15 protein-coding genes are annotated in these 19,215 nt (G+C 38.6%); 6 read left to right on the forward strand and 9 right to left on the reverse strand.

Translation table 11 applies throughout. The features are described 5' to 3' along the window. Position 1: 1 nt before the first annotated feature. From nuoH (SHI21_RS01035) to SHI21_RS01075, 9 genes are read right to left on the reverse strand one after another with little or no spacing between them, the layout of a single operon-like run. Positions 2-1,051, reverse strand: coding sequence for an NADH-quinone oxidoreductase subunit NuoH (gene nuoH, locus SHI21_RS01035; protein WP_323574248.1), 1,050 nt, complete (start codon positions 1,049-1,051; stop codon positions 2-4). Position 1,052: 1 nt separating this feature from the next. Next, positions 1,053-1,418: an NADH-quinone oxidoreductase subunit A gene (locus SHI21_RS01040; RefSeq protein WP_323574249.1), complete on the reverse strand. Its 366-nt coding sequence runs from the start codon at positions 1,416-1,418 to the stop codon at positions 1,053-1,055. 22 nt (positions 1,419-1,440) lie between these two features. Further along, entirely contained in the window at positions 1,441-2,907 is a 1,467-nt protein-coding gene (locus tag SHI21_RS01045) for an NADH-quinone oxidoreductase subunit N (RefSeq protein WP_323574250.1), read from the reverse strand. Between the two features lie 28 nt (positions 2,908-2,935). Beyond that, on the reverse strand, positions 2,936-4,465 hold the full coding sequence (locus SHI21_RS01050; protein WP_323574251.1) for a complex I subunit 4 family protein: 1,530 nt from the start codon (positions 4,463-4,465) through the stop codon (positions 2,936-2,938). Positions 4,466-4,500: 35 nt separating this feature from the next. Further along, positions 4,501-6,654 (reverse strand): NADH-quinone oxidoreductase subunit L, encoded by a 2,154-nt coding sequence (gene nuoL, locus SHI21_RS01055; protein ID WP_323574252.1) that lies wholly within the window; start codon positions 6,652-6,654, stop codon positions 4,501-4,503. A gap of 33 nt (positions 6,655-6,687) precedes the next feature. Further along, the gene (nuoK, locus tag SHI21_RS01060) at positions 6,688-6,993 is read right to left on the reverse strand and encodes an NADH-quinone oxidoreductase subunit NuoK (protein WP_323574253.1); all 306 of its coding nucleotides are present in this window, start codon (positions 6,991-6,993) and stop codon (positions 6,688-6,690) included. After that, a complete protein-coding gene (locus tag SHI21_RS01065; RefSeq protein ID WP_323574254.1) occupies positions 6,986-7,522 on the reverse strand; it encodes an NADH-quinone oxidoreductase subunit J family protein in 537 nt (178 codons plus the stop codon). The genes nuoK and SHI21_RS01065 overlap by 8 nt, the downstream gene beginning before the upstream one ends. 21 nt (positions 7,523-7,543) lie before the next feature. Beyond that, positions 7,544-8,737, reverse strand: coding sequence for an NADH-quinone oxidoreductase subunit NuoH (gene nuoH, locus SHI21_RS01070; RefSeq protein ID WP_323574256.1), 1,194 nt, complete (start codon positions 8,735-8,737; stop codon positions 7,544-7,546). Positions 8,738-8,739: 2 nt separating this feature from the next. Beyond that, on the reverse strand, positions 8,740-9,165 hold the full coding sequence (locus tag SHI21_RS01075) for an NADH-quinone oxidoreductase subunit A (RefSeq protein WP_323574258.1): 426 nt from the start codon (positions 9,163-9,165) through the stop codon (positions 8,740-8,742). A gap of 97 nt (positions 9,166-9,262) precedes the next feature. Between SHI21_RS01075 and mfd the strand changes: the two genes are divergently transcribed. The 6 genes from mfd to SHI21_RS01105 all read left to right on the forward strand — a co-directional run bounded on the left by mfd (position 9,263) and on the right by SHI21_RS01105 (position 19,213). Beyond that, the gene (gene mfd, locus SHI21_RS01080; RefSeq protein ID WP_323574259.1) at positions 9,263-12,775 is read left to right on the forward strand and encodes a transcription-repair coupling factor; all 3,513 of its coding nucleotides are present in this window, start codon (positions 9,263-9,265) and stop codon (positions 12,773-12,775) included. Positions 12,776-12,871: 96 nt separating this feature from the next. After that, complete coding sequence (locus tag SHI21_RS01085) at positions 12,872-13,726, forward strand: peptidylprolyl isomerase (RefSeq protein ID WP_323574260.1); 855 nt, start codon at positions 12,872-12,874, stop codon at positions 13,724-13,726. Positions 13,727-13,813: 87 nt separating this feature from the next. Further along, a complete protein-coding gene (locus SHI21_RS01090; protein WP_323574261.1) occupies positions 13,814-14,734 on the forward strand; it encodes a peptidylprolyl isomerase in 921 nt (306 codons plus the stop codon). Between the two features lie 12 nt (positions 14,735-14,746). After that, complete coding sequence (locus SHI21_RS01095) at positions 14,747-15,658, forward strand: PdxA family dehydrogenase (protein ID WP_323574262.1); 912 nt, start codon at positions 14,747-14,749, stop codon at positions 15,656-15,658. After that, positions 15,642-18,461 carry an excinuclease ABC subunit UvrA gene (uvrA, locus tag SHI21_RS01100; protein ID WP_323574264.1) on the forward strand — a complete coding sequence of 940 codons (2,820 nt, stop codon included), beginning with the start codon at positions 15,642-15,644 and terminating at the stop codon, positions 18,459-18,461. The genes SHI21_RS01095 and uvrA overlap by 17 nt, the downstream gene beginning before the upstream one ends. Then, positions 18,458-19,213: a TrmH family RNA methyltransferase gene (locus tag SHI21_RS01105; RefSeq protein WP_323574266.1), complete on the forward strand. Its 756-nt coding sequence runs from the start codon at positions 18,458-18,460 to the stop codon at positions 19,211-19,213. The genes uvrA and SHI21_RS01105 overlap by 4 nt, the downstream gene beginning before the upstream one ends. Positions 19,214-19,215: the final 2 nt, after the last annotated feature.

Here is a 19,215-nt window from a genome sequence, read left to right on the forward strand (position 1 = left end):
ATTATTGATTCCTAAAATATACAAATAGAACTGTAGCAATTAAATTTACAATACCTAGTGGTAACAGACGTTGCCATCCTAAGTCCATAAGTTGATCGTAACGGAAGCGTGGAAGAGACCAACGTACCCAAACGAAAATCCAGATCATCATAGCAATCTTAATAATGAAAGATGTTGCTTGAAGAATTGGTAATACGAAAGGTGAGTTAGTTGGAATTAAGTCCATTCCCGGAAGAAGGCTGTATCCACCGAAGAAGAAAATAATGAATAGTGCAGATAATGCAATCATGTGGATGTATTCCGCCATGAAGAAGATCGCAAATTTCATTGAAGAGTACTCTAAGTGATAACCAGCAACGATTTCTGATTCACCTTCAGCTAAGTCGAATGGAAGACGGTTTGATTCAGCAAAGATTCCAACTAAGAAAAGCATCGCTGCAAGTGGTTGCATGAAGAATCCCCATTTTGGCAGGAATCCAAACCAGTAACCAGTTTGAGCAGCTACAATCCCGTGAATGTCATTTGTTCCGAAAACAAAGATCATTGCAACAACTGCTGTTGAAAGTGATAGTTCGTATGAAACCATCTGAGCACAGGCGCGAAGTGCACCAAGCATTGTGAATTTGTTATTTGATGCCCAACCAGCAAGTAGAATCCCGTAAGATCCAAGAGCTGAAGCCGCGAAAGCAAAGAAGATCCCCATGTCACTTCTAAAAACTTCCGGGAAAACTGTTTTACCAAAAACTTCGAACGGGCCTGATAATGGAATACAAGCAAGTGGAAGTAGGGCCACAGTTAAAGCGATGATTGGTGCTGCTGTGTAAAAGAATGGACGAACGTGAGAAGGGTGAACTTCTTCTTTGAACATAAATTTAGCAACGTCAGCAAGTGGCTGAAGTAATCCGAACGGTCCAACTCTGTTTGGCCCGACTCTTTTTTGTAAGAAACCGGCACCACGTCTTTCAACGTGAATGATAATTGGAAGAGCACCTAATGGGATACCCAGGATAACAACAGTCTTAATTAAGATCTCTAGAATTGCTTCTAACATTTTACTTTTCCCACTTTAATGCTTTTGAACCGATAACGAAGATGTATCCAACAAGAAGCACAGTCATAAAGAACACAAATCCAGCAACCATGAAACCTGAGTTGGTCACGTTGTGGTAGTTAAGTGCCCATGGCAATAAAAACACGATTTCTACGTCAAACAGAAGAAACAAAATCGCAGTAAGATAAAACTTAATATCGTACTGTCTTGTTGCACTTCCAACCGGGTTAACCCCTGATTCATAAATATCGTTTTTCCTAACGATCTTAACTTTTTGGCCAAGAAAGTTTGAAATAAACATCAACACCAGCCCTAGAGCTGTGGCGATGATAAAAAAGATAACAAAAGATAAAAATGCAAATTCCATTTAACTCGTCTCGCTTCTTTGATTATTGAATGAACAATTTTGCACTAGCTGCTAGTTGCATAATTGAGTCCCAGAAAATTCCAAGAACAAAAACTGGTAAAGTCATTGCCACAATAACTAGTTGATTTAAAAAACCGAATCCTTCGATTGATTCGTCAGACTCTGCTGGTTTAAGAACCATTAGACGAACAATTTTTAAGTAGTAATAAGCTGACACAACAGAGTTAACCGCAAGGATAACTGCTAGTGTATAAAACTTAGAGCTAACTAATGAAGTAAGGATGTTGTACTTTGCAACGAATCCAGCTAACGGTGGAAGACCTGTTAGTGAGAACATTACAACTGTCATCATCACGGCCATAACCGGGTATCTGTAGATTAATCCAGAAAAACGCTCAAAGTGATCGTTACCGTATTTATCCTGAACGATGCTTGTAATGTAGAAAGCAACTAAAGTCATGAACAGGTAAGTGATTCCGTAGAACACTACCGATTTAACTCCAAGGTCACCAATCATTACAAGTGCCGACATCATGATCCCTGCGTGAGAGATTGATGAGTAAGCTAACATTCTTTTAACTGATTTTTGTCCGATCGCAGTCACGTTTCCAACAGTCATTGTTAATGCTGAAATAATTAGCATTAAACCAATCCATCCAACTTTAAGTGGAGAATCAACTGTGAAGAAAATTGAAGTAATACGGATTAAAGCTGCAATACCTGCAAGCTTTGGAACGATTGCAAAAAATGTTGTTACTGGAGTTGGAGCTCCTTCGTAAACATCCGGTGACCACATATGGAATGGAACCGCTGCAATTTTATATCCGATACCTGCAAAAACTAAAACAAATGAAGGCATAAGGATCGCAAGCTGACCTGTTGTAAGCTTAGGAATCATCGCCACAATTCCAGTAAACTGGATTGTACCAATTACACCGTAGATGTGTGATAAACCAAAAAGCATGATCCCTGCAGAAATCCCACCGTAAAGAGCATACTTAAGACCAGCTTCGCTTGATCTCTCGTCGTTCTTTTTGAATGCGGCCATAACGTATGAAAGAATTGAAAGAGTTTCGATCCCTAAATACATAGTCAGCATGTTGTTTGCTGAAGCTAGAAGAAATCCACCAATCAAAATCCCAACGGCCATGATTACGAATTCAGTTTTAAGTGTCTCGTAGATGTCTCTTGAGAATCTGCTTAAATAAACAACTCCAATAGTTCCAAGCACCATGATCATTTTCATCAAAGTACTGAAGTCATCTATAATGACCGCATTGCTGAAAATCGCACCAGGTTTATCACCATAGTTTGCGAGTAAAGCAACAAACGTTGCCACCAATCCGATCATTGCCGTGATGAAGATGTATCTTCTATTCTTCTCGTCTTCTTTATAAGTCACTTCGAGAAGAATAAGGCCCACCATTAAAATCACCAGAAGGATTTCCGGGATGTAGCGACCAATATTTGCTAAATAATTTAAATGCATCTCTATGTCCTAATTTCCTAATCGTTTCTTAGAAAGTTGCTAGTAACGAAACAAGTTGTCCTACTGAAGCTTTCATCACGTTCAGGATTGGCGAAGGCCAGATCCCGAAAAGAATTACAGCAACACATAGAGGAATCATGTAAGTCACTTCCAGTTTTGTCATGTCAGTATATTCTTTAACTTCTGGGTTAACTTCTCCGAAGAACATTCTCTTGAACATCCAAAGAAGGTAAGCAGCACCAATGAAAAGACCGAATAGAGCAAGAACTGTGATTGTCGTAAAACGTTGGTAGATACCAAGGAAAATTAGAGCTTCAGAAATGAATCCTGAAAGTCCTGGAAGTCCCATTGAAGCAAACATACCAATGATGAAGATAATTGAGTAAACCGGAAGTTGTGTATAAAGACCACCGTATCCACGTGAACCATCTGGTTTAACGATCCATCTGTGGTGAGATCTTTCATATAGAAGACCGATCATGAAGAACATCATAGCTGTTGAAGTTCCGTGGTTGAACATCTGTAAAACAGCTCCGTTCATACCTTGAACTGTCATAGCAGCAAGACCAAGCATTACAAATCCCATGTGAGATACTGATGAGTAAGCGATAAGTTTCTTAACGTCAGTTTGTGCCATTGCACAAAGTGCTCCGTAGATAACGTTAATTAATCCCAACCAAGCAATTGCCGTTGAGAAGTATTTTGCTGAATCAGGGAAGATTGGGAATGCAATTCTTAGGAATCCGTATGTCCCCATCTTTAGTAGTACACCGGCCAGGATTACTGAAATTGCAGTAGGTGCCTGAACGTGAGCGTGTGGTAACCAAGTGTGGAAAGGGAAAACCGGAACTTTGATCGCGAACCCGATAAACATGAAAATGAAGAACAGTTTCGAGAAAGATAAACTCTGACCGAAAATATTAACTGTAAGTTGAGTAAACTTCCCGCCTGAAAGAGCAAGAATGTTGAATGAATCTGCACCAGCACCTGTTGCGAAATAAAGAGCAACGATACCAACAAGCATTAAGATTGATCCAAAGAATGTATAAAGGAAGAACTTAACAGCAGCGTACTCTCTGTTTTCTCCACCCCAAACACCGATAAGGAAGAACATCGGAATTAGCATTACTTCCCAGTAAACATAGAACAGGAAGAAATCTAGTGCGAAAAATACTCCGAATACACACGACTGAAGAAGTAGAAGTAGTGCGAAGTAAGCTTTGATTGATTTCTTGATTTGTGTCCATGAAGAAAGGATACAAAGCATGAATAGTAATCCTGTTAGGACAACCATTGGCATTGCAATCCCATCAACCCCTAAACGGTAGTAGATGTGGAATTGTGAAATCCATGGAACCACAACGTTAAATGCACTTTGCATTCCCGCCTGTGTTGTATCGAACTTACACCATAAAACCAGAGTAAGAGCGAAAGTAATAACAGTGTTAATGAAAGCCCATGCTTTAATTAGAGTTGTTTTGTCTTTTGGACAAAGAAGAACTCCAAGTACACCAATTATAGGCATCCATAAAATCAAACTTAATAATGAACCGGCCACCGGTATCTCCTTAGAAAAGTTACTATATAATTAAACTAAAATCTTAACGTTAAAACATAACTAGCAAGAACAACGATCAATACGATGAAGTACAACTGAACTTTACCTGATTGGATAGTTCTTAGAACAACGTTCATTAAACGAACACTTGCTCCAGTTCCATCAACCATTCCGCTATCGATAACATTGTTATCAAACCAACGAGACACTGTGTATGCCCAACGGTTTAATACCGCTACTCCATCCACCACATATCTGTCGTAAATTCCTGAATCAAATTTCGCCAACAAGTTGTTGAACGGAAGAAGACCTTTTTGAATAACTTTTCCGATATAAAGATCGTCGAAGTAGTATTTGTTTTGAAGAGCTCTTCTCCAACCAGCGAAAGTTTGTGCCCACCAGTCCGGGTTCACTGATTTTTTCACGTACATTGAGTACGCTAAGAAAATACCAGCAAAAGCGATGATGATCGAAGCAAGTGCACCAACTCTGTGAACCGTGTGAACGAAGTGAGCGTGGTGCTCATCCATTCCGTGGTTTGCATCGTAAGCAGCTTTTGGAAGTTCAACTTTATCGCGAGTATCTGTGCTACCTAAATCTTCACGTTGATAGTGAGAAAAGTGCTCAAGATGACTAGCTTCTGGTTTGTGAATTAAAGTTTGGAACCATTCGTATTTTGATCCAAAAACGTTAACTTCTCCCTGACCTGTGAAAGACCCTGAGTAAAATAACCCAAGAGTAAATACAGAAAGGATTAAAAGAGGAACGTTTGAATTCCATCCGATATGTTCTTCGTGAGCGTGATCATAAATATGGTGATCGCGTGGCTCGCCAAAGAAAGTTAAGAAAAGCATTCTGAACATGTAGAAAGCAGTTAGAAGAGCACCACCGAAACCAAGAATTGCTACACCCATGTAACCTTTGTTTTCGATTGCCATAACTAGAGCGTCACCAAGAATTCTATCTTTAGATACGAATCCTGAGAAGAACGGCACACCAGCGATCGCTAAACAACAAAGTAACATTGCGAAGAATGTGTATGGAAGTTTCTTACGAAGACCACCCATTTGCGGCATTTCCTGGCAGTGAATCGAGTGAATAACTGATCCAGCTGAAAGGAATAAACACGCCTTGAATACAGCGTGAGTAATTAAGTGCATGAAAGAAGCGTTGTATGAACCAACACCGATACCGATTACCATGTAACCAAGTTGAGAAATAGTAGAGTAGGCAAGAACCGCTTTAATATCTGTTTGGATAAGAGCGATTGTAGCAGCTCCGAAAGCTGTGATCGCACCGATGTAAGCGATGAACATTGTTAAATGTCCTGCTTCCATTAATGGGAACATTCTTAAAGATAGATAAACTCCGGCCGCAACCATTGTTGCCGCGTGGATTAGTGCCGAACATGGAGTTGGACCAAACATCGCGTCCGGTAACCAAACGTGTAGAGGAACCTGAGCTGATTTACCCATTGTTCCAACGAAAATTGAAAATCCTGCTGCTGTTGCTAGAGGAATTCCAAGAACCATTGCACCAAATTTTCCCGCTCCGATTGCTGCGTAAATATCAACAAAAGTTGTACTTCCAACAGTCATCCAGATAGCAAGAATACCGAATAAGAAGAAAACGTCCCCAACTCTTGTAGTCATGAAAGCTTTCATCGATGCGTTTCCAGCACCTTCTTTTTCGTAATAGAAACCGATTAGTGAGTAAGAACAGAATCCCATTAACTCCCAGAAAATGAATACTGAAAGTAGGTTATCTGAAAGAACAAGGCCCAACATCGCTGACGTGAAGAGTGACATATACACGAAGAATCGTGCAAATCTCGGGTCATCATGCATGTACCAAGTAGAGAAAACGTGAATCAAAGTTGCTACAGCTGTAACCATTAAAAGCATTACAGATGTCATGTTATCTATATAGATACCCATGTTTACTTTAAATAAATGTTCGCCTGCACTTAAGTCAAACCACGTGAAAACTTTGTGGATGTGATAATCAACAGCGTAAACACCTTGGAAATCTAAGAAGATTCTCAAAGCGAAAATAAATGATCCAAAAATAGCGGCCGTTGATAATGCCACTGCTGTTGTTGGGAAACGCTTTGCAATAAATACATTTATTACGAACGCAAAGAACGGCAGTAGTACAATTGGTGCTATGGTTGAGACTGTGTAATCCATTTAACTATATCCTTTTTAGTCCTTACCTTATTATTAGTTCTGTAAAGTTGAAGCATCATCCATATGGATACTTTCTCTAAGTTGGAAGAATCTGATAATGATCCCTAAACCAACTGCTGATTCGGCTGCTGCGATAACAATGATGAAAAGACTTACAATGTTCCCTTCAACGTTGCCGTTAGCAAATTTTGTATAAGCTGCAAAGTTAAGTGCCGCTGCATTCAAAATAAGCTCGATCCCGATAAGAATCGCAACAATATTTTTTCTTGCGATCATTACGATGATTCCGCAAAGAAATAGAATGAATGAAATAGCTAAGTAAGAACCTAAATTAATCATGGATTTCTTTCCTTGGTCTTGAAATTACTGCTGCACCAATAAGGGCACCCAGTAGAAGAACCGATGAAATTTCAAATGCTAAAATGTGGTCTGTTGCTAGTGCAGTTCCAATGTCGGCAACTGATGGGCTATTAAAGCCTGTCGTTGCTACCGTTTTTGCTGCAAAAACTGAGTAAAGGATTTTTGCTAAAATAAGTGCTGAAACAGCAGCTGCAAATCCAGCAATCATGAAAGTCTTCTTGTTACCCATTGCCGGGATTTTTTCTAATCCGTAACGGTTAACTCTATTACCAGTTCCACCTGTAAGCATGATTGCAAACAACATAAGAATGATAACACCACCAGCGTACACAACTAATTGAGTTGCAGCTAAGAAGTCAGCACCAAGACATGCATAAAGACCAGCAACTCCAAAAAGAGAAGCTAGTAGATAGATACATGAGTGCATTAAGTTTTTGCTATAAACACATGCAAAAGCACCCGCTAGGGTAAGCACTGCTGATAATAAAAATAATGTATTTCCAAACACAGTATTCTCCCTATTCTCTAATTAATGTCCGCCGTGGCTTGCGGCCGCAGAGAAAATTAGAGTAAAAATTGATTTTCCATTAAATGCGTACATCCAAACTGCGCAACCTAGAAGGTTGAAAATCGCGATTGGAGTTAAGTATTTCCAACAAAGAGTCATTAGCTGATCTACTCTTAGACGAGGTAGAGTCCAGCGAATCCAGATAACAACGTAGTAAAGAGCAAGTGTTTTTGTAAAGAAAGCACCAAGCTCTAAGAACTGACCAATGTTTTGAGCGATCATTCCGTCCATTCCTAGTTTTTCAACTAGAACTTGTCCTGTACCAAGATCGAAAGGTACTTTATATCCACCAAGGAAAAGAGCAACAGCTACACCACATACAACGAAAACTTCGATATATTCAGCAAGAGCGAATAGACCGAACTTCATACCTGTATATTCTGTGTGGTAACCAGAAACTAGTTCAGACTCAGCTTCAGGTAAGTCGAATGGTGCACGGTTTGTTTCAGCAAGAGCTGAAATGAAGAATACGAAGAAACCGATGAAAGCAAATGGGTTGTGAAGAATGAACCACTCATGAGGTGCTCCACCTTGTGCACCAATCAATGTTTTCATTGAAAGACCACCAGCTAGAAGAACGATTGAGATGATTGTGATTGTCGCAGGAATTTCGTAAGAAATAATTTGCGAAGCCCCTCTCATACCACCAAGCATTGACCATTTTGAGTTAGATGCATATCCACCTAAGAAAACTCCAACACCAACTAGAGATGCCATACCAACAAGGTAGAAAATACCAACGTTAAGATCGGCCAGCATGAATCCACTTGAAAATGGAATAACTGCTAAAGTTGCAAATACACCAACCATACAAAGAACTGGTGCAAGGTTGAATACAAATCTATCAGCGTTTGTCGTCACGATGTCTTCTTTTAAAATCATCTTCACCCCATCGGCCAGGAATTGAAGAAGTCCAAAAGGTCCAACGCGGTTAGGACCCATACGCATTTGAAGATCGGCAGAGATCTTTCTTTCAGCGTAAGTTCCAAGACCACCGATTGTTGCCATAACACCAACGATGATTCCTGCGAAGATTGCAAATATAACGAATGCTAAAAGTGATGTTGTATCGAAACCTAAAAGTTTTGATGACGAAGCAATCAGGTGATTTAATTCATTCGATTGTTGAAAATATGAAAATACACTTGAATTCATGACTAGTCCTTTTTACCGAAAGTAGTAGGTGCCTGTGAATAACTCTTAACCCAGTCAAGATCGCCTTTCTTCCAGCAGTAAACAAGTCCTGCAACTAGAATTAAAACGAAAGTGAAAATTGAACCAAGCAATACTCCACCAAGACCAATTTCATTGAATCTCTTAAAGACTGCAGCAACTGGGAACATTAGCGCGCCTTCAACATCGAAGATGATGAAGATAAGAGCAATAACATAGAAACGAACGTTAAAATTCGCCCATGCACTCCCAACAGGTTCCTCACCGCACTCATATGCAGTTTCTTTGAGTTTGTTAGGGTTATGAGGACGTATTAAACTCCCCAAAAAGAGCGATCCACCTGCCACAAGTAGCGCGAGCGCAATTAAAATTACGACCGGCATGTAGACGTCTAGATTTAATGTCGACATCTTGATCTCCGAGATAAAAAATCCAATTTTTTAGTTTCCTTAGATTACACGAAAATATAATATCTTGGAAATATTTTATTGGTGAAATGATTGTTATATGAGTCACTTTAATTCCCTGCTTCAAAAAATTTTAGATTGGGATGGACACGCTTCATCACCATTAAATTTATACGGTGCAACCACTGAACAGTGGTCATTCATTCTCAATTCTTTTTTTAGAGAAAATGCGAAATTAATTTCAAACAAATCTCAATTAATCATCGCTGCAAATAACGACGAAGCAGAAGATTTTTACAACTCACTGCAGATAAATAAAGATCAAAAAGAATTTGAATTGCTGTTTTATCCTGGGCTTGATGCATCTCTATATTCCGGAGTAATTTCGTCGGAGAAGAGTTTTTACGATCGGCTTGAGGTCCTAAGTAAATTAAGTCGAATCGATCAATCGAAAACAAAATTTATTCTTGTGACATCGTTTGAGGCCTTATCACTTCGAACTCCACCACGATCTTTCTTTAAAGATTTTAGTTTCAGTATTCAAACAGATGACGTGATTGCTCCCATTGACCTGGCAAAAAAGTTGGTTGGTATGGGTTATTCTTCGGCCACATCAGTCGAAGAGCCTGGGACCTTTATTCAAAAAGGCCAAATTTTTGATATTTACCCTGTTGGAGCACAACCTGTTCGTTTGTCGTACTTTGATGATTTGATCGAAAGTATTTTTCCGATTGATCTCGATACACAAAAAACAATGCGTGAAACTCCTTTAACAGAAGTGTGTATTACACCGGCCGCAGGAATTTTAGCTCATCATGATTTCCCAATCACGTTGCGAGAAAATCTTCCGCAGTTCGGCCCTTCATTCAAACAAAAATTCGAATTTAGAAAAGCATTATTTAACCGCTTAAGTGATGGACTGCTTTTTGAAAATTATCCAGTGTATCTTCCGCTGTTTTTTAAAAACCCGGAAACACTTTTTGATTACTTCAACATTGAACAAACACTAGTCACTGTTTTAAATGCCAATGAAACTGAAAGATCTCAACTAGAATTAGCTGAAGGACTTCGTTTTGATTATGAAAACAGTGAAGAGAATATTAACAGTGAAAATATTCTTCCGACTTACAATAAAATTTATGACTTTTCATACTTTGAACATATCAGAGATAAAAAAGCGATTCTTATCGATCAAGTCAATCTCGACATGGTGTTTGGCAATATTGCTGATTCAGTAGACCTGCGTTTAATTAAAACAAAAACATTTTTAAACGAACACATCAATCCGACATTAGCTAAACCTGAATACATTAAAGCGGCCTTAGACTTTATTAAAAAACACTTCCAATTCCAGGGAAAAATCTACTTTTCTTCGTATAGTGATTCATCGAAAAATGAAATTAAACATTTAATTGATTTACAGAATTTCGACAGCGATCTTAAAAAGAGAATTGAGTTTTTACCCTTTAGAGTTTCAGAAGGTTTTTATTACGAAGGTGAAAAATTTCTTATCATTAGTGATGGAGATTTATTTGCTGCTAAGAAAAATAAAGAGAAGAAATTTAAAAAAGTAGATCTCGATCTTTTCGCCGAACAACTTGCAACACTAAAGCCTGGTGACTACGTTATTCACAGTGAATACGGAGTAGGGGAATACTTAGGACTTGAAGCGCTTGATATCGGCGGCGACAAAAGTGATTTCCTTGTTTTAAAATACGCCGAGAACGATAAAATTTATGTTCCTGTTTATAAGTTAAATCTAATTCAAAAACATGCGGATGCTACGGCTTCACTAAAGTCGGATAGTCTTCGCACAAATAAGTTTACATTACTCAAAGCTCGCGCTCGAAATTCAGCTAAAATATTAGCTTTCGATTTGTTAAAACTTCAGGCCGAAAGACAGTCATCTGTCGCTTATGCATTCAATCCTCCTGATCATTTATACAGAGAGTTTGAACTTGCTTTCCCATACGAAGAAACTCCTGATCAGGCACGTGCGATTGAAGAAGTTTTAGAAGCTATGCAAAAGCCAGTGCCGATGGATTATCTTGTTTGCGGTGACGTAGGATTTGGTAAAACAGAAGTGGCGATGAGAGCAGCTTTCAAAGCTGTTGAAGATAAAAAACAAGTGGCAGTTTTAGTTCCAACAACGATTTTAGCACTTCAACATTTCAATTCATTTTCAAAACGATTTAAAGACTTTCCGGTAAGAGTTGAATTCATTTCACGCTTTAAAACGGCCAAAGAATCAAAAGAGATTTTAGAAAAAGCAGAAAGAGGCGAGATCGATATTTTAATCGGTACGCATAAGATACTATCGAGCAAATTAAAGTTCCAGGATCTGGGATTAGTTATCGTCGATGAAGAACAACGCTTTGGTGTTGGTCACAAAGAAAAACTAAAATTGATGAAAGCATCGGTAGATTTCTTAACATTAACGGCAACTCCTATTCCAAGAACATTACAGATGGCCTTCCTTGGTCTGCGCGATTTATCACTTATCAAAACCGCTCCACCAAGAAGACAGTCGATTAAGTCTTACGTTATTAAAGAAGACGAATTAACAATTCAGATGGCCCTACAAAAAGAATTACAACGTGGTGGTCAGGTCTTTATTGTTCACAATAAAGTTCACGATATTGAACAGTATGCTGCTTCAATCAGAGAGCTTGTTCCTGAAGCAAGAATCACTTTTGCTCACGGACAAATGAGTGAAAAAGAACTTGAAGATAGAATCAATTCTTTCTATAGCGGAAATTATCAGATCTTAATTGCGACAACCATTATTGAATCAGGTATTGATATTCCCAATGCCAACACAATGATTGTCGATCGTGCAGACACTTATGGTCTTGCTCAGCTTCACCAGTTGCGCGGACGTATTGGCCGCTCTGATAAAAAAGCATATTGTTATTTTGTCGTGCCACGTATGCGCGAAATTTCATCAATTGCTCAAAAGCGCTTGCACGCTCTTCAAACATACGCCGATATGGGTTCAGGATTTAACATCGCTTCTGTGGATTTAGAAATTCGTGGAGCAGGGGATATTCTTGGGGCCACTCAATCAGGCCATGTTGAAGCTGTTGGACTCGAGCTTTATATGGAACTTTTAAAAGACGCCATTAATGAAATTCGCGGTGAAAAGAAGTTGCTTAAAAAAGATATCGAGATCGTCACACCATATCCTGCCTTCATTCCAAATCACTACATCAGTGATGCAAGTGAGCGCTTGAAACAATACAAACGTCTATCAAACTGTGAAACGCATTCGTTACTTGAAAGTATCCGAGAAGAATTCCAGGATGTTTATGGGATCTTCAGCGATGAGCTTTCAAATCTTTTTGTGGTTCTTGAGACCAGAATTTATCTTCAAACTCTGGGACTAAAGTCAGTATCAGTTGGTGGATCGGCCATTACGTTACGTTTTGATAAGCAATTCTTAGAAAACGACACTGAACTAAGAGATCGCGTGGTGAACTTCTTTATCTCTCGTCCTAAAATCTATCAATTTACTCCAGATTACCGAGTGATCTTCAACCAAAAAACGGCCGTTACCCAAAATGATTTACTCAAGTTTTCAAAGACCATCAGTGAGCATTTAATTCCATCTTAGCGTTTTTATTCTTCCTTTTTACAAATTCTGTTATCATTAAAGAGAATTAAACATAAATCTCGTTGTGAAGAATTAACTTTTCTGAGGATATTAGTGATGAAAACATCAAATTACTTAGCGATTCTTGCCCTGGCATTTTCTGCGACTGCTTTTTCTCAAGATAAAGAGCAACCAGCAACAAATCCAAGAAACACAAATCCAGAAGCTGTCGTAGCAACTGTGAATGGTGTGGAAATTAAAAAAGGACAGCTTGACCAAGCTTATGAACAAAACCTTATGTACGTTTCCGATAAGATCGTTACAAAAGAAAAAGTTTTAAACGATATCATCAACCGTGAAATCGGGATTAAAAAAGCGAAAGAAGCAAACTACCAAAACGATCCTGTCGTGAAAGCGAAAATGGAAGACGTTTTATACCACGCTCAAATTTCAAAAGACCTTGAGAAGAAACTTCAAGCAATCACTGTAAGTGATAAAGAAGCTCAGGACTATTACTCAAAAGCTCGTGAATACCGCACAGCTCATATCCTTTTCCGCATCAGAGTCGCTCCAGATAAAGGCGAGACAGAAGAAGCAATGAAGAAGGCACTAGAAGTTTACAAACAACTTCAGTCAAAACCACAATTGTGGCCGGAACTTGCTAACAAGTACTCACAAAGTTCAACTGCACCAACTGCAGGAGATCTTGGTTACCTTCCAGCTGTTAAGTATGCACCTGAATTCTTCAAAGCTATCAACGGTAAACCAAACGGTTACATCTCACCACCAATCAGAACTCAGTTCGGACTTCACATCATTAAAGTTCTTGGCGTGAAAGAGTGGAAAGAAGTTGACCCAGCACTATACAAGAAGATTGTTTACGATCAAAAACGTGACAGAATTCTTGATGAGTACTTTGCTGACGCACGTAAAACTGCACAAATTAAAATTAACAAAGAATTCTTAAAATAGATCGGACTTAGCTCTTGCGACTTGCGTAGTAGAATCATATAACTTACTCTTAATAGCCAACAAAGCTATAATTTTGAGTAGGTTAAAATGAAACTCGCAAGTCGCTTTTTTTTTGTTTTCACAGTTCTTTGCTCGTTATCTGCACAAGCAAAACTTCTCGATAAAATTTCTGCCATCGTCGACGATAATATCATCACAATGTCTCAAGTTAACCGCACGGTAAGTAATCTTGCGATTAAGAGAAACGTGGCGCCGATGATTTATGACAAAACTTCGTTCACTGCTGCTGAAATTCTTCAAATCTCAATCAACAAATATTTAGTAAGATCAAAACTTACAGAAATTGGTTACACAATTACTGATGATCAGGTTGATGCTCAAATTAAGCAAAACCAGGAACGTCTGGGTGTTGATAGAAAAGCTTTAATGGGATTCTTAAAACAACAGGGAACTTCGTTTGACGAATACTTCGAGTCTTTAAGAGAAGCTATTGAGTACAGCTATTTCGTTAACCGTGTTATCTCTCCGATGATTTCAGTCTCTGAGCAAGATGTAAAAAACACTTACTACAAAAACAACATCAAAGACTCGCGTATGAACTTTAAATACACGTTAGTCGATTACGCTATCCCTCAAGAAAATATCGGTAAACCCGGTAAAGGTCAGATGGAAGATGTCGTAAGACAATACAGAATCAACAGTAACCTTCCTGAAGCTTACTCAACGATGACTGTGAACAACCTTGATGACATTACTGAAGAAGGAATCACGGCTGAGTTTAGAAACCTTTTAAAGTCTACTGATGAAGGTGCTCTAACAACTCCAATCGTTATCAACAATCAATATCACGTTTTCTATCTTGCTAAAAAGGACCTGGTTGAAACTGAAGCCTTTGCTTCTCAAAAAGATAAGATCAAAGATCAGCTTTTTGAAAAAGCAGTAAAAGCAGAAATCGCAGTTTGGTTTGAAAGAGAGAGAAACAAACACTACATTAAAATTTCTCTATAATGGATTCTAGAAATGATTTATGTAACTCAAGGCCATGAAAAAGGAATTGGTTTAGAAATCTTTCTAAAATCGTTTTTAATGTTATCTCGTGAAGAAAAATCTCAAGTGGTCCTGGTCGCCGATAAAAGCGCCCTGGACCAAAACCTAAAAGATCTAAAATTATCTAAAAGCAGTTTTAAAGACCTGAACGTTGTTTCTCCAAAAGCCGATGCAACTCTACCATTATCGACAACAACACTAGTCCACGCGCTTAATATCATCACACCAGATGATATCTTAATCACGCTTCCAACTTCTAAAGATCAGTTAATTTTAAATGGTAAAAACATGGCAGGTTATACAGAGTTCTTCAGGAGCTTTTATAACAACCCCAACATTGCCATGACGTTTAGAGGAATCTCACAAAACGTTTTATTAATCACTGATCACGTCGCACTTAAAGATGTGCCCAACATAATCACTAAAGATTTAATTGTTGAGAAGACCAATACGACAATTGAGTTTTACAAAAAGTACTTTTCCACATTTGATGAAGTGATCTTCTCTGGAATCAATCCTCACGTAGGTGAGAATGGGATTTTAGGAAAAGAAGATTTTATTATCAAAGACGCCATTGACCTTTTAAAAAAGAACCACATCTTAAAATTCAGCGGCCCTTATTCTGGCGATACATTACACATGCATAATGATCCATCAAAAGATCAACTTTTTGTTTATATGTTTCACGACCAGGGACTAGCGCCATTCAAAGCAATGCACGGCCTGATTGGATTAAATATTTCCATGGGTCTTCCTTTTCTTCGTCTAAGCGTTGATCACGGAACAGCTTTTGATTTGTATGGTAAAAATAAGGCGAACCCATCAGGAATGATTTTTCTTTTTAAACAAGCTTTTGAGGTTACCAAATATGTCATCAATCAATGAAATTAACGTAGTTAAAGCTGCCGTTCATAATTTAAAAGATGTCTCTATCTGTATTCCTAAAAATACTCTGACGGTTATTACCGGGCCATCTGGTTCTGGAAAATCGTCACTCGCTTTCGATACTATTTATGTTGAAGGGCAAAGAAGATATATCGAATCTCTTTCAAGTTATGCCAGACAATTCTTAGGTCAATACCAACCACCAGAAGTGGAATCAATTACAGGATTAAGTCCCGCGATTGCTATTGATCAAAAGACATCAAGTAAAAACCCAAGATCAACAGTTGGAACGACAACTGAGATCTATGATTATCTTCGCGTTCTTTATGCTCGTATCGGAACTCTTTATGATCCGGATACTGGAGTTGAAGTAAGACGTTACACTCCCTCACAAATGACTCGTGAAGTTTTAAAGGTTGGGGATAAAGCTAAATTGCAAATTTTAGCTCCTATTCCATACAACGATAAAATTAAATTCAAAGACCTATCAAGCAAGTTCCAGACTATGGGATTTACTCGCGCTCGCCTTGATGGAGAAATGGTTTCACTAGAAGATGCAATTAAAGCTCCTAAGGGAAAGTTCCAACTTGATATTGTTGTCGATCGTATCGTTCTTAAAGATGATATTGAAAAACGCTTAACTGATTCAATTGAATACGCTCTTAAACTTGCTGAAGGTAACGTTCAAATTCTTGTTGATGACAAAAAAGTTCTTAACTTCTCTGAACACAATAAATCTACAAATGGTGACAAGATCTACCCAGAACTTGAACCAAGACTTTTTTCATTCAACTCACCAATTGGTGCGTGTGAAGTGTGTAACGGTTTAGGTGAGACAAAGATTTTTGACTTAGACCTTATGCTCTTCGATGAGAACCTTCCACTTCTAGAAGGGGCCATCACTCCTTTATCAAAAAGAAATTCATTCCTATATAAGATGGTTGAGTCGATTGCCGATGCTGAAGGTGTAGATGTTTCTGTACCTTTCAAGAAACTTCCAAAGAAGATGACTAACATTCTCTTTAACGGTTCAGAGAAAGTTTACCGTTACTCTTTTACTTCTGAAAATTCACACTTTGAATTCTCAAAAGCTTTCCCGGGACTATCGGCCTGGCTTGAAAAGAAATACCTGGAGTCTGGATCTGACAAAGTTCGTATTGAACTAGAAAAGTACATGAACATTAAATGCTGCCCAAGCTGTAAAGGACTTCGCCTAAACCGCGTTGCTCTTTCTACATTGATCGGCGACAAAAACATCATGGAAATCTGTACGCTTTCAATCGCAGAGTGTTTCACATACTTAAATGCCATTAAGCTTGAAGGTGAAAAGAAAATCATCGCGGATAAACTTTTAAAAGAGATTATCTCACGCTTAAAGTTCCTGCTTGATGTTGGTTTAAACTACTTAACATTAAATCGTGGAGCAGTGACATTGTCTGGTGGTGAGTCTCAACGTATTCGTTTAGCGACTCAAATCGGTTCAGCTCTATCAGGAGTTCTCTACGTTCTTGATGAGCCAAGTATCGGTCTTCACCAAAGAGATAACGACCGTCTGATTAAAACTCTAAAAATTCTAAGAGACCTAGGTAACACTGTTTTGGTTGTTGAACACGACGAAGACACAATGAATGCCTGCGACTATTTAATTGATATGGGCCCTGGTGCCGGTATTCACGGAGGAACAGTTGTTGCTCACGGAACATTGGAAAAAATCCTAGCTGATAAAAAGTCCCTTACAGCAAGATTCTTAAACGGAACAGATCGTATCCCGGTTCCCACAACAAGAAAGAAGGCCACTAAGTTCTTAAAACTAACAGGGGCCACTGAACATAACATTAAAAAACTTAATGTTGATATCCCTCTTGGTGGACTGGTTTGTGTAACAGGAGTTTCTGGTTCTGGTAAATCAACACTGATTCACAAGATCCTGGTTCCTGCTGTTAAAACTTATTTAACAAACACTCACAAAACACTTTATTCAAAAGCTAATTACAACGCTCTTTCTGGCGTTGGTGAAATCAAAACGATTATCGAGCTTGATCAATCACCAATCGGAAGAACTCCACATTCTAACCCTGCGACTTATACAGGTCTCTTTGATGAAATCAGAGAAATTTATGCTTCAACTAATGAATCACAAATCAGAGGTTACAAAATCGGCCGCTTCAGCTTTAACGTGAAGGGTGGGCGATGCGAAGAATGTGAAGGTAACGGCGTAAAGAAAATTGAAATGCACTTCCTTCCAGATGTTTATATTACTTGTACAGAATGCAAGGGAAGACGCTACAACGCTGAAACTCTTTCAGTTCTTTATAAAGGAAAAAACATTTCTGAAGTTTTAGAAATGTCGATCGAAGAAGGTTTCGAGTTCTTTAAAAACCACATGAAGATCAACCGTGTTCTTGGAACACTAAACTCAGTTGGTCTTGGTTATATGAAACTAGGTCAGCCAGCGACAACACTTTCTGGTGGTGAAGCTCAAAGACTAAAACTTTCTCGCGAACTCTCTAAAAGAACTAAAGGTCATTGTTTGTATGTTCTTGATGAACCCACAACAGGACTACACTTCCAGGATATCAAAGTTCTTCTTGGCGCTCTTCAACAGTTAGTTGAACAAGGCCATACATTACTTGTTATCGAGCACAACCTTGATGTTATCAAGACTGCCGACCATGTTATCGACCTAGGGCCTGAAGGTGGATCTGGTGGTGGAGAAGTTGTAGCAATCGGAACACCGGAAGAAGTAGCAAGAAACCCAAAATCAATTACCGGTAAATATTTAAAGAAAGTACTAAAAGCATGATTAAGATAACTGAAAGTACCGATCCAAGGATCGCTGAGTTTATTTCTATTAGAGACCACGTATTAAATTCGAATGATCTCATAGTCGCTGAATCAGAAAAACTATTCCTACAATTTAGAGCAAGTGGCAGAACGATTCATAAAGTTCTGGCCACTCCTGCTTTTATCGAAAGACATCAGCTTGCTGGTGAAAATATCTTCGCTGCCGACAAAAACGTTTTAGAAAGTGTCGCTGGATTCAAAATTCATTTCGAAGTTCTTCTACTGGCCGAAAAACCAAAAGATGTCCCTCTGAATGAACTTGATAATAGAATCATTCTTCTAAACGGTTTAAGCTCTCCTGAAAATGTTGGAAGCATCGTCAGATCGAGTGCTGCCTTCGGAATCAAATCAATGATCACCGATGAGCAAACTTGTTCACCTTTTCTTCGCCGTTGCATCCGCGTTTCTATGGGAAATATTTTTGCCATGAAAACTCACCATGCAATTAATGTAAGAGGGGATTTAAAGAAGCTTAAAGATTTAGGTTACACAATTTTAACTACAGCAAACATTCCCGGATCCATTGATCTTGCGACTTACACTTTCCCTGAGAAGTGTGTTCTTATTATCGGAAGTGAAGGACATGGTGTAAACCAGGACATATTAGATTCTTCAGATCACATTCTAAGAATTAATATTGATCCTCAGGTTGCCCATTTGAATGCATCTAATGCTGCTGCAATATTTTTATCTCATATGAGTACTATCTAGGA

It is taken from the genome of Bacteriovorax sp. PP10 (assembly GCF_035013165.1).
GTDB classification, from domain to species: domain Bacteria; phylum Bdellovibrionota; class Bacteriovoracia; order Bacteriovoracales; family Bacteriovoracaceae; genus Bacteriovorax; species Bacteriovorax antarcticus.